The sequence below is a fragment of the Chlorobium sp. N1 genome, assembly GCF_004332115.1.
Lineage (GTDB): Bacteria > Bacteroidota > Chlorobiia > Chlorobiales > Chlorobiaceae > Chlorobium.
In genome coordinates, this window is sequence record NZ_SJPA01000005.1 from 105,936 (window position 1) to 117,827 (window position 11,892).

At 60.3% G+C, this 11,892-nt stretch carries 10 protein-coding genes; all 10 read right to left on the bottom strand.

The annotated features are described in order from the left end of the window. Nucleotides 1-33: 33 nt before the first annotated feature. Complete coding sequence (locus E0L29_RS07930) at nucleotides 34-1,089, bottom strand: ABC transporter substrate-binding protein (protein WP_242664324.1); 1,056 nt, start codon at nucleotides 1,087-1,089, stop codon at nucleotides 34-36. A 31-nt stretch (nucleotides 1,090-1,120) separates the two neighbouring features. Then, on the bottom strand, nucleotides 1,121-1,918 hold the full coding sequence (locus E0L29_RS07935) for an ABC transporter ATP-binding protein (RefSeq protein ID WP_131357363.1): 798 nt from the start codon (nucleotides 1,916-1,918) through the stop codon (nucleotides 1,121-1,123). Then, nucleotides 1,915-2,928 carry an iron ABC transporter permease gene (locus tag E0L29_RS07940; RefSeq protein ID WP_131357366.1) on the bottom strand — a complete coding sequence of 338 codons (1,014 nt, stop codon included), beginning with the start codon at nucleotides 2,926-2,928 and terminating at the stop codon, nucleotides 1,915-1,917. The genes E0L29_RS07935 and E0L29_RS07940 overlap by 4 nt, the downstream gene beginning before the upstream one ends. A gap of 66 nt (nucleotides 2,929-2,994) precedes the next feature. Then, nucleotides 2,995-4,860, bottom strand: a complete 1,866-nt coding sequence (gene cbiD, locus E0L29_RS07945; protein ID WP_242664325.1) for a cobalt-precorrin-5B (C(1))-methyltransferase CbiD — start codon at nucleotides 4,858-4,860, stop codon at nucleotides 2,995-2,997. 1 nt (nucleotide 4,861) lies between these two features. Further along, a complete protein-coding gene (gene cobM, locus E0L29_RS07950) occupies nucleotides 4,862-6,736 on the bottom strand; it encodes a precorrin-4 C(11)-methyltransferase (RefSeq protein WP_131357369.1) in 1,875 nt (624 codons plus the stop codon). A gap of 13 nt (nucleotides 6,737-6,749) precedes the next feature. Further along, a complete protein-coding gene (gene cbiE, locus E0L29_RS07955; RefSeq protein WP_131357372.1) occupies nucleotides 6,750-7,961 on the bottom strand; it encodes a precorrin-6y C5,15-methyltransferase (decarboxylating) subunit CbiE in 1,212 nt (403 codons plus the stop codon). After that, the gene (cobJ, locus tag E0L29_RS07960) at nucleotides 7,954-9,363 is read right to left on the bottom strand and encodes a precorrin-3B C(17)-methyltransferase (protein ID WP_131357375.1); all 1,410 of its coding nucleotides are present in this window, start codon (nucleotides 9,361-9,363) and stop codon (nucleotides 7,954-7,956) included. Before cobJ ends, cbiE begins: the two co-directional genes overlap by 8 nt. An 11-nt stretch (nucleotides 9,364-9,374) precedes the next feature. After that, nucleotides 9,375-10,112 carry a precorrin-2 C(20)-methyltransferase gene (locus E0L29_RS07965; RefSeq protein ID WP_242664326.1) on the bottom strand — a complete coding sequence of 246 codons (738 nt, stop codon included), beginning with the start codon at nucleotides 10,110-10,112 and terminating at the stop codon, nucleotides 9,375-9,377. After that, complete coding sequence (locus E0L29_RS07970) at nucleotides 10,109-11,062, bottom strand: sirohydrochlorin cobaltochelatase (protein ID WP_131357378.1); 954 nt, start codon at nucleotides 11,060-11,062, stop codon at nucleotides 10,109-10,111. The genes E0L29_RS07965 and E0L29_RS07970 overlap by 4 nt, the downstream gene beginning before the upstream one ends. 8 nt (nucleotides 11,063-11,070) lie before the next feature. Then, on the bottom strand, nucleotides 11,071-11,889 hold the full coding sequence (gene cobA / locus E0L29_RS07975) for a uroporphyrinogen-III C-methyltransferase (protein ID WP_242664327.1): 819 nt from the start codon (nucleotides 11,887-11,889) through the stop codon (nucleotides 11,071-11,073). Nucleotides 11,890-11,892: the final 3 nt, after the last annotated feature.

Consider the following 11,892-nt stretch of genomic DNA (forward strand, 5'->3'; position numbering starts at 1 on the left):
CTTCTGCGTTTATCGGGCGATTGCCCCCTCTGCTCAGGGACGAAGCACCAGCGACAATTCCTCCTGATTGAGTTCATAATGGTAGAAAACCCTGAAATACTCCCTGACGACCGCGTCGATATCAATGCCGTAATGCTCCGGATAAAGATGGTTTGCAAGCCACGGGACGCCGAGCAGGCGGTTGATGCTGGCCGGTCGGTCGAACCATCCGAAGGGGAGATAGGGAATCTGGTCGATATCTCCGCGGCTGACGGCAGGAAGCTTTGCCCAGAGCGGGTCGCTTTTGATATAACTCAGCGTACCGGTCTTCGTGCCGAGGCCTGCCCAGACGATTATCCTGTCGGGGTTCCAGAGCAAGAGCTGCTCAAAGGAAACGGCGCTCATGCCTTTTCGTGAAACCTTGTCCACCCTCGCCGCGTTTTTCGCTCCTACCAGTTCGATCAGCCTGGTATGGATGGATCCCGAAGGATCGGTATGGAGGCCGCGCTCCCCTTCCGCATAATAGACGGAAAGACGCCGCTCAGGAGGAATCGAGCCGCTTTTTGCTATGACGGGTTCGACATGGCGCTCGATGAACCCGAGCATTTTATCGGTCTGCCCCTCCCTTCCAAGCAGTGCTCCGAGCCGCCGGAACACATCGGGATAATCCTCGAACTTCAGCGAGGCCATATAGACCGGTATGCCGGTTTTTGCGGCAAGGCGTTCCGACTGGTCTATCGACTGCTTATTGATATCGTAGAATGTCAGAATAAGGTCGGCGTCGAGTTTCAGGATCTCCTCCGGCGAGTTCTCCACATAGGGCAGGGCCAGATATTCCTTGCGGAAAAAATGCTGCGCCTCCCGGGTGTAGCGGAATGAGCGATTCACGATCATCGAAGGATCGATGGCGTACATAAGGATGCTGCCCGGCCTATTGACATAGACCCTGCTGATCTTTGCCGGCAGCGTCATGGTCCGGCCAGCCATATCCGTAACCGTTCTTTCGGCTGAAGGCTCGGTACCCTTGCCATAGGCACAGCCGCCTGAAGGAAGAAAAACGGCCAGGAGCAGGAATCCTGCCATGAGCAGTTGTCTGCAGTTCACGTTCATTATTTCTTGTGGTTAATGGTTTGGGTAGGAATCAGGAACTGATCGGGTATAAAAATCGCAACGGCTTGCCCCCTGCATCGAGAGCCGAGGCCATATTGATATCTATTCCGTAGACGCGCTTCATATCTTCGGGATTGAGCGCATCGGTCGCGTTTTCCCACACTCGAAGCCCCCCGTCGACGATGGCGGCCACACGAGCCTCAAGCTGCAGGGCGTGTTCCGGCGAATGTGTCGCCATGGCGATGCCGATCCCGTACTGCGCAAGCTCTCGTATCTTGCGCAGCAGCAGTACCTGATTGCCGTAATCAAGGTTTGAGGACGGCTCGTCGAGAATCATCATCGAGGCCTCCTGCGCAAGGGCTCTGGCCAGCAGAACCATCTGGCGTTCCCCTCCGCTGATTTCTGGAAACGGCCGTTCGGCAAGATGGCCGATTCCGAGCATTTCGATCGCCTGTTCGGCGATCTTCCGGTCATGGCTCCCGGGAGAAGCGAAAAGACCCAGATGGGCGGTTCTTCCGAAGAGCACGACATCCCTGACGCTGAAAGGAAACACTCCCTGATGGGCCTGTGGCACGTAAGCGACCATCCGTGCCCTTTCGATGGCGCTCCATCGATGCAGCGGCCGGCCATTCAGGCGGATAGTGCCTCCGATCGGCGCAATGAGGCCGAGCATCGTCCTGAACAGGGTCGTCTTTCCCCTTCCGTTCTGACCGATGAAACAGCATATCTCTCCGGTCCGCAGATCCATAGTGACGTTATCGACGACAATACGGGAATCGTAGCCAACGCTCAGCCCGGAACACTCGATATGCTTCTCGTTCCTCTTCATGTAAGTTTGCGCGACGATGATTTGAGAATGAAAATGAAGAACGGGGCGCCAACAAGAGCGGTGACGATACCGATAGGAATCTCTATGGAGAGCAGCGTACGGGCGATGGCGTCGAACACAAGCAGAAGCATCCCGCCGAGCAGAAAGGAGAGCGGAAGCAGCAAACGGTGGTCGGGCCCGACCAGCAGTCGTGCAGCATGGGGAACAAGCAGGCCCACCCAGCCGATGAGGCCGCTGATTGAGATGACGCTGGCCGTAATGAGCGACGAAGCAACGACAGTGGCGAATCGAACGACCTTCACATTGACGCCAAGCGAGCGGGCATCGTCCTCGCCGAACGAGAGGATATTGAGCCGCCAGCTCATGAGGAGAAGCGGCAGTATGCCGATGCAGAGAAACGGCAGGACCGCCCTCAGATCGGCCATGCGGATATCGGCAAGGCTACCCATGAGCCAGTAGGTGATGGTCGGGAGTTTGCTTTCCGGATCGGCAACATATTTCATCAGGGAGATCAGCGCAGTGAAGACGGCGGAGATGACCATACCCGAAAGCACCAGCACAAGAACGCCTTCGTGCCGCTTTGCGGCGGCCTTTGCAACCGTAACGGCAAGGAGCACCGCCCCCAGGCCGCCGAGAAAGGCCGAGACCTGGACCGCGATTACCGGCAGGGAGAGCAGAATGGCGAGCGCCGCCCCGAATCCGGCTCCGGAGCTGACGCCGAGGATATCGGGACTCACCATGGGATTGCGGAAAAGTCCCTGGTAGGCGGCGCCTGCGAGCGACAGCGCTCCTCCGACGAGCAGTGCTCCGATGATCCGGGGAAGACGGATGGAGAAAAGCACCGTGGCATGCACAGGCTCGTCTCCGGAACCATCGAGGACTAACGCCAGAAGCGTTTCGGGGGGAACGGGATACCGCCCGACAAGCAGAGAAACAACGACCAGGAGCGCAAGCAGCAAAAGCGCTCCGAGATATATCGCTGTCGGGTTTCGGTCAATCGGCAGGCTCATGCGGCATCTATTCCGGTATGGTGTTGCATCAAAAAAGGGGGACTTTACAGCATCTCGCATCTCAACTCAGCGATTCATGACCAGCATATGTCCTTCGATATCGAGAAGAACGAACGTAAGGGGGATCTCGGGAAGCCAGCGCCGGCAGCTCTCGACACAGGCTTCCGCCAGCCGCTCATAAAACGGCTCTCCAGCCCTGAACGGCAGGATCTCGGTCATGGAACGGACAAGCTTCAGATCATTGAGCCGCAGACAGACCTCTTCGCCGTAGCCGGCCCTGCGGGCCAGATCGCCAAGTCGTTCGGGCCGCAACGGGACGGTTCTGCTTGAGAGGTCGGGCTCCCCTGCGGCCAGCTTTGTCGCCTTGGCAAGCATCACGGCAACATATACCCGCTCAAAGCCCCCCTGCTCTCCGACGGCCTTGAGCGCCCGTGCGATGAAATTCCCGTAATGGACGCAGCCTCGGGCATCCAGGCCGGAATAGCGGTCACGCAGCATACGCTCGCTCCGCAATCCCGATGTCAGGGCAATCTCACGGCAGCCGTTGGCACCGGTGACATGGATCGCCTGGCGGATGCTGGCGATCCATGCATCCATCGAATACGGGACGACCTCTCCGGTGGTGCCTATGATCGAAATCCCGTCGAGAATGCCGAGGCGCGGGTTCATCGTTTTTTTTGCAGCTTCGGACCCTCCGGCGACGGAGATCTTCACGGACACGGCCGACTCCACATCGCTCATGCGAAGCGCTGCCACCACCTCGTCCCGTATCATCCTTCGGGGCACCGGATTGATGGCCGGCTCTCCCGGCGGGATCTCCAGGCCGGGCAGCGTTACCCGCCCGACCCCCTCCCCCTGGAGAAACTCCACCGATTCCGGCTCGCCTCCGATCAGGCTGACTTCGCTCGAAATCAGAAGCCCGTGGGTGACATCCGGATCGTCTCCGCCGTCTTTGCGCACGGAGCACCGAGCCGATCCTCCGGAGAAGATGGGTTCTTCTATTACGAAGCGCGCCTTCTTCCCTGAAGGCAGCGTTAGGAGCACCTCTTCAGGAAACCGCCCTTTGAGCAGCGCCTGCATGGCGGCCCGCGTTGCCGCAGCCGCCGTCGCTCCGGTTGTATAGCCTTTCCTGAGGGCTGCGGGCATCGGATGGGATTGCAGCTCGCCCTGCAAAACTTTTTCGAGCTCGCTGTCGGAAAAGAGCCTCGTCCGCCATGGCGGCACCGGAGGGCGGGTGATCACAATTGCCGGGATATCCCGCCGGGATGCGGCCTCGAGCTTGTCGCCGAGGTACCCGCTTGCGCCGCTCTCCTTTGTCAGGAGACAGTCGACACCGAACCGGTCGATAAGCTCGACGAACGCATCCGGACCGGCCTCGGGCATCTCCTTGATGAGCCACTTCTCAGGGATGCCTTCGCTGCGCGCCGCTTCGATCGACGAGGTTCGGGGAAGAATGCGGAAGAGCGTTTTCCGTCCCGACCACCAGCGCCGCAGCGGACCGATAGACTGAACACCGGTCAGCGCCAGCAGGACCGAAGGCCGCAGGCGCTCGAGCGTCGCCAGCGCCTCCCCAAAATCAGCAGCCCTGTGGATGCCCGGGAATTCAAGAAGTTGGTCGGCGGAAGGATCCCGGCTCCTGTCATAGCGTATCAGTCGCACTCCCCTTGCGCTGCATGCGTCGTATACCGTCTGATGGAGTGCAGCGGCAAAGGGGTGGGCGGCATCGATGACGAGCCCGAAGGGGCGTTCATCAAGAAGGGCCTCCAGCGCGGAGCGATCGAGCGGACCATGGCGGAACTCGCCGTGAACGGTCTGGAAAGGCTCTACGCGCTCCTTCGTGGAGTACAGGAACGGCATCCCGAGCCTGTCGAGCAGGAATGCCGTCCTCCGTCCCTCGGTCGTTCCCCCGAACACCAGCGTCATTCCGGCCATATCACTTCGAACATGCCGGTCTGAACCCATGGGCGAAGTCGGGGTCGTAGAGTTTCGATCGATTCATTCGGGCTCCGATCGCCTCGCCCACAACAATCAGCACCTGACGGGATTTGCCGCTTCTGCGGATCAGCTCTGCCAGTGAAGAGAGCTCTGCCCGCCAGACCTGCTGATCCTCCCATCCGATCCGGTAGCAGACGGCAACCGGAGTATCCGGTGGATAATGCTCGAGTAGATCTGCCTGGACCTCGTCGCCCCATTCCGCGCTGAGATAGATGCACATGGTCGCCCTTGATCGTGCGAGCTCGGAGAGTTTTTCCTTTTCTGGTACCGGCGTGCGGCCGTTGCCGCGCGTCAGAATGATGGTCTGCACCTTTTCGGGAACGGTGAATTGCGACTTCAGCACGGCGGCCGCTGCCTGGAACGAGGAGACGCCCGGCACAATTTCGTACTCCATCCCCTCCCGGTCGAAGTACGCCATCTGCTCCTGGATGGCACCGTAGATCGAAGGATCGCCGGTGTGGAGACGGACGATGAACCCGCCCTTCCTGTAGCATTCGGCCATCAGTTCAAACTGCTCCTCAAGGGACATCGAAGCCGAGCTTCTCACCAGGGCTCCGGATTTTGCGCACCAGGTCAGTTTTTCGGGAACCAGGCTCCCGGCATAGAGGATCAGGTCCGCCTGCTGCAGATACTCCTTCCCCCTGACCGTCACCAGATCGGGATCACCCGGTCCGGCCCCGACGATGGCGATGCGCCCCCGTCGCATCGCCGCATGCAGCATGCTCACGGCAAAGGTGTAGTGGCGTGCCGTCCCCTCAGGAACATCCTGCATGGCGACCTTCTGTTTTTCGACCACCCATGCATCCCGGCCGGAAAGCAGCGCCGATGTGGCTTCAGCAACACTGTGGATCCCTGTTTTGGCAAAGACCACCTCGGATGGATTCGGAACGGAGGCGACCGCCTCGAGCTTTTCGGGGGGAAAGCCCTGGAGAGGGAGCCCCCGCTGTTGCGCAAAAGCAAGGAATGCGGCTTCGTCCATCTTGAAATCGACCGAGCCGACGGCCTTGATGGAGTTGACGGAAAGGCCCGTTTCTGCAAAACGTTTCTCGAACGAGTCCAGAAAACGGAGAGGATCTATCCCCCGTTCGGAACCGAGCCCGAGACAAAGCACTTTCGGGCGGTAGAACACCACCTGAACGGGAGGGTCGTACAGAAACGGCGTAACGGCAAGTAACAGGCTGCAGCGGCTGAAATCCGCATCCTCGTAGCGGTAGACGACCTGAACGAACGGAGGGGCACTGCGTTCAAGGCGATCGGTGAGGGCGTCCCGGGATTCGAGGAGAAGAACCGTAGGCTCATGGTTGACGAAGGCGGCAATTGCGGAGGTCATGGTCTGCCCGCTCGCTGCCGGCGCGAATTCGATCGTCCAGCCTTCACCTCTACCGAGGACATCGAGCGGCCAGAGCCCCTGCACGTCGCTGGAAGTGGTCGCCACCACCTCGGCGCCGAGAAGCCGCGCAACCCGCGAGGCCAGCTCTCCGCCCCCTCCCACATGCCCGGAAACAACCGGCAGGACGAACCGGCCGGCCTCATCGCAATTGAGCACCGCCGGATCTTTGGATTTGCTTTCAAGCACCGGGGCGATGGATCGGACGCAGATACCGAGCGAGCCGATGAAGAGAAAGGCGTCGAAGCGGGAGAAGGAATCGCGAACGAAACCGGGAATCGATTCCACCGTCTCGACGCCGTCTGCACGACGTGTCGAATAGAGGCGACAGTCTGCGGCAGTGGCGCCGGAAAGCAGTCCGCAAAGAAGTCTTCCAAGACGGATTCCGCCGTCGGAAGAGGCGATGATGGCAATGGAGGAGAACATGCAACTCTTCAGGTTATAGGGGTGGTTTGACGGCTTTCATGACGGCAATCGGGTTATGGCTGCCGAGACTCAATTCGAGGGGATCCCCAAGGCAGAAGCCGAGCTTTGCGGCAGTGGCCGCGAAAGCGTCCCTGCTCGAAGAGCGGACGGCATTCATGACGATCCGCCCTCCCGGGGAAAGATGTGCCGCTATGGCGGTGAAGACAGGTTCGAGGCGATCGCCGTGCCCGCCAATGAATGCCGCGTCGAGCTGGCCGTCCCCGGCGCAGCATGCGGCATGATCCTGCCGGAGGAAATCCCCCATCACCGTTGCGATGCCCGCAGCGCCGAAACGGCGGCTGTTGGCTTCGAGGATGGTATCGCATTCCGGACGTTTCTCGAATGCCGTTACTGCAAGGCGCGGAAACTGCAGCCGCGCTTCGATCGCGACCGAACCGGTGCAGAAGCCCACATCCCAGAAACTCCGGGCACGGCCGAGCTCGAGGGCGGCGATTGCCGCCATCCTGAAAGGCATCTTCGTGATCATGTTCGGCCGTCCGGGCAGGCCATCGAAAAGTTCGTCAGGAATGCCGAACCATCGGGACGAGGGACGTTCTGAGAGAAGGATAAGGCAGTTGGGCATTGCGAAATCCCGTTCTGAGGCCTCCCGGAGCGTGCACTCTACAACGGATTCGCGCTCACCTCCCAGCGCGACGCCAATGCGCATGGCATAGTTGCCATAACCGTAATCGAGGAGCCGGCGCGCGATGGCTGCGGGGGTTTTCCGCTGATCGGTCAGCACGCCGACCAGCTCGTCGCCACGGATAAGGGCTTCATCGAGCTCTTGCCAGGCACGGCCGGTCAGTGAGACGTGGCGCATCCTCTGATAGGGGATCATACAGCGTCTTGCCAGGAGCTGCAGGGAATGCGGGGCGGGAAAACTGCGCAGGCGCGAATCGGGAAACCATTTCTGCAGGGTTGCGCCGAACCCGTAGAAGAACGGATCCCCGGATGCGAAAACCAGGACGGGTTCGCAGACCTCCTCCAGAGAGGTGCGCACAGCGCCGAGCGGCGGAGCGATGTTGATCCACCGATGAGGCCGGGGAAGAAGCCCGTCGACGATCTGGCGATGGCGCTCCCCTCCGGCAAAGACGGAGTGGGAGGCAATCGAAGCCCTCGCCTCTTCCTCGAGCGGCGGCACAGGGCTGTCGGTCAGGCCGATGAACGTAAAGCGCCTCCTAGACATCGCGCCCCGGGTTCATGGCCGCCGCCTCATCGAGACTGAAGGCGGCATTGACGATCGTCGCGGCGATCCCGCTGCCTCCCTTTCTGCCTTCGATGACGGCAATGGGCGTGTTGCCGCATGCGGCTCTGAGCCGAAGCTTGGACTCGACGACATTGACGAACCCTACCGGTGCGCCGACGACTCCCATCGGCGCAAACGAAGTGCGGCGGAGCATCGAGGCCAGCTCGATCAGGGCCGTAGGCGCGTTGCCGACGACGTAAAGCGCATGGGGGTGTTCGCTGGCCGCAAGCCGCATGCCGGCCTGGCTCCGCGTGATTCCTTCTGCCTGCGCAAGCGCTGCGGTCCTCGGGTCGTTAAGGTAGCAGTAGACCGTGACTCCATACCGCTCCAGGGCCGCCTTGCGGATGCCGGACTGCACCATCGTCACGTCAGTAACGATCTCCGCGCCCCCGGCCGACAGCCGCCCGTGCCAGTGGCGCAGGGCGCCGGGGGATGCATGGAACAACTGCTCCATCTCGAAATCCGCTGTCGTATGAATGGTATGCATGACGGCCCATTTCGCATCCTCCTCGAGGTCGTTCCGCCTCATCAAACCGGCTATGGTCCTGAAACTGCCGCTCATGATGGCAGCGCCTACGGGCTTGCCTTCGGCATCATCTTCACGGTCGAAATAGCCCCGCGGAGTCAGGAAGAACTTTCCGCTTATGCGGGAGCGCGAATTGCCGACGATCACGACCGTGAACATATCGACCCGTTCGCAATCGAAGCTCCCGAGGCTCGTCAGGCTGACCTCTTCATCATCCCTCGCGGCATTGCGCACGAGCGCGACGGGAGTGGAGGGGTCACGGTGGCGGAGAAAAAGCTCCCGAAACCGGTCCAGCTGCCAGAAGCGATCCCGGCTTTTCGGATTATAGACCGCTGTAACGAAGTCCGCGTAAGCCGCCGCCGAAATCCTTTTTTCTATCTGCTCCCACGGGGTCATCAGGTCGGAAAGGGAGATGGCGCAGAAATCGTGGCTTATCGGGGCGCCGAGGCGCGCGGCCGCGGCCTGGAATGCACTGATGCCAGGGAGAACCTCGATATGAGGATCACCGTGTTCCCCGCGCTCATGAAGTTCAATGATAAGGGGGGCCATCCCGTAGATACCCGCATCGCCGGAACTGACCACGACGACCCGCTTGCCTTCAGCGGCAAGCGCGAACGCCTGCTCGGCTCGGTCCCTTTCTCGAGTCATACCGCTCGAAAACGTCTCTGCGGACTCCGGGATGAGGTGCTCGATGCCCTTCATGTAGCCGCTGTAGCCGACGACCGCGTCGGCAGTACCGAGAGCATCGAGCACCTGGGGGGTCGTCATGGATGCATCGCCGGGACCCAGACCGACGACGGTGATTTTGCCTTGCATGCGAGAGTGGTTCATGATTTATCGTTGCTCCATCGTCTCGAACAGACGAGGAGAGAGAAATAGGGTATGGTACGACCCCTGAGGGCCTCCGTATCGGTAGCAAGGAACTCCCCCGCCATCCCGATCTTCTCGGCATAGAGGAACGGCTTTCCGTTACGCTCGAGAAACGCAAACACCTCGTCACGCACCGTGGAGAGCTTCATCACCACTACCGTATCGTGCATGGCGAGTGCGGAATCAAGCTCGTCAAGCGACTCTATCTGGGCAAGCACGGCAACGCTGTCGTCATGCAGGGAGAGGGGCAGGCGGGCTGCCGAACCGGCGGCTATGAACGCCGGAATTCCTGGGGTCATCGAACAATCGAGCCCGTCGGCAAGGGCGCGCTCCACGATGGCCGAGGCGGTGCTGTAGAACCCTCCGTCCCCGACGCTGACGACCGTGACGTCGAGGCCCTCTGCGACAGCCGCCCTCATGGAGGCGTACGCTTCGTCATAGCACTCTTCAGCCGCTCCCCTCGAGCGCGACATGGGGACATATATGCCGCGGAGGCGAGAAGCGTCAAGATCGCACTTCATGAGTATATCGTAGGCAATGCCGATAACCACGCCTGAAGCGTCAACCGTACCGGGATAGTAGACGAGGTCAGCTTCGCGGAGCTGGCGGAGGGCTTTCACGGTAATGAGCTCCGGGTCTCCGGGTCCGAGGGAGACGCTCGTGATGCGGCCCCTTTTCTGTATTGTGTCGCTCATGGATGCGGGTTGTTCTCTACTGGTTCCGAAACGAGGTCGATGCCGTTGTCGGTCGCCGTTTCCAGGATCCTTTTGGCAAAGATCGATGCAAACCGGTCGTCGGCGCCAAGACCCTCCATACGGGTTTCGACCCGGTATCCGGCAGCCTCGAACGCACCTTTCCATGAATCGGGACCATCGTCGGCGATATCGTTGTGAGCATGGTCGCCGGCTGTGATCATGAACGGACGGAGAATGACGTTCCTGCGGCCGGATGAGGCAAGATCGCCGAGGATATCCTCGATCCCGGGACGCCCCTCGACAACACCGATATGGATGCTGGCATCAGGCCAGGCCTCACGCATTGCCCGGCATGTCTCGCTGAATGCGCTGGACGAGAAAAAATCGTTGCCGTGCGCAACGTAGACCATAGCGGCATCCTTCTGCTTCGAACGCTCGATATCCTCACCGAACAGAGCGACCACCTCCTCGATATCATCACTGTAATCGTGCTCGATGCCCCAGGTGCCGAGCGCAGGACGGGAGAGGACGACCTTCTCGAAAGGCTGCCAGGCACGCTTGACCGTCCGTATCGACTGCATGGCCCTGATGTAGGACTTCAGGTCCTCGAACTGCTCGCCATGGTACATGTGGGTAGGCTGGACGATGATGGTCCTGTAGTTGGCGTCCTGAAGGTTGCCGATGGCGCCGAGAAGCCCCTGTATGTTGAGAAATTCTTCTGTAACGCCTTCGGCTATCCACTTCTCGGGCTTCCGCCGCCTGACCCGCCAGGTGTTGCGGACCATGTTCGAGGTGAAGCATATCCTGGTCTCCACACCGGGGATCTCCGCCATGATCCGCTGCTTGATGTTGTCGAGCGATGGAAGAGCCGACGGATAGGTGGTCCCGAAATGGGCGATCAGTATCGCTTTCTTGTTAATCTGGCGGCGTTTCTTGTGATGTTTCTCCATATGGATTGTCAGCTGAAAGGTGGATTGGCGGCATGGCCCGCGTCCGGATATTCCGGGCGTGCATATTCGCCGATGATGAATACGACGGGAAGTTTGAGGGGGCGCTCCTTCAGCAGGCCGGCGATGGTCGAGAGGGTTCCGTAGACAAGCTCCTGGTCGGGCCGCGAAACACGCGATACGGCGCAGACCCCAAGCGAGTCGGGCAGACCCGAGGCTTTCATGCGTGCCAGGATCGGCATCAGGGTATCAAGCCCCATATACATCACCAGTGGCGTACCCGCCTTCATCAGCTCGATGAAGGCCTGGAAATGGGCACTGGAATGGCTGGCGGTGTGGCCGGTGCAGAATATGGCGGCGGTATTGCGGTAACGCTCCGTCAGGGGGATGGAAAACAGGTCTGCTGCGGCAATGCCTGCAGTGATGCCGGGAACGACCTCATAAGGAATGCCCGCTTCCGACAATGCGCGAACCTCTTCGATGCCGCGCCCGAACATGAAGGGGTCGCCGGCCTTGAGCCGGACCACCGAACGGCCGGCCGAGGCATGTTCGACAAGCAAGTCGTTGATACGCTCCTGACGCCGGGTCTGGTTCTGCCCGTCAGCAAGACGCTTGCCGACATTGACAAGTTCGGCATTGGAGCCGGCAAGCGCCAGGATTTCTTCCGTGACGAGCGCATCATGAAGGACGACATCGGCTACGCGAAGTACATCTGCGGCACGTACGGTCAGCAACGAGGGATCACCCGGTCCGGCTCCCGCGATGAATACCGTTCCTTTAGAGGGATGCGTCATAATCTCCTTGTCAAGCGATCTTTCCTGAAAAATCATAAC

Bases quoted from the DNA above. Each gene is read 5' to 3' on its own strand.
- cobJ (WP_131357375.1), bottom strand. From the start codon at position 9,363: ATGCAAGGCAAAATCACCGTCGTCGGTCTGGGTCCCGGCGATGCATCC.
- E0L29_RS07940 (WP_131357366.1), bottom strand. From the start codon at position 2,928: ATGAGCCTGCCGATTGACCGAAACCCGACAGCGATATATCTCGGAGCG.
- E0L29_RS07965 (WP_242664326.1), bottom strand. From the start codon at position 10,112: ATGAGCGACACAATACAGAAAAGGGGCCGCATCACGAGCGTCTCCCTC.
- cbiE (WP_131357372.1), bottom strand. From the start codon at position 7,961: ATGTCTAGGAGGCGCTTTACGTTCATCGGCCTGACCGACAGCCCTGTG.
- E0L29_RS07930 (WP_242664324.1), bottom strand. From the start codon at position 1,089: ATGAACGTGAACTGCAGACAACTGCTCATGGCAGGATTCCTGCTCCTG.
- cobA (WP_242664327.1), bottom strand. From the start codon at position 11,889: ATGATTTTTCAGGAAAGATCGCTTGACAAGGAGATTATGACGCATCCC.
- E0L29_RS07970 (WP_131357378.1), bottom strand. From the start codon at position 11,062: ATGGAGAAACATCACAAGAAACGCCGCCAGATTAACAAGAAAGCGATA.
- E0L29_RS07935 (WP_131357363.1), bottom strand. From the start codon at position 1,918: ATGAAGAGGAACGAGAAGCATATCGAGTGTTCCGGGCTGAGCGTTGGC.
- cbiD (WP_242664325.1), bottom strand. From the start codon at position 4,860: ATGGCCGGAATGACGCTGGTGTTCGGGGGAACGACCGAGGGACGGAGG.
- cobM (WP_131357369.1), bottom strand. From the start codon at position 6,736: ATGTTCTCCTCCATTGCCATCATCGCCTCTTCCGACGGCGGAATCCGT.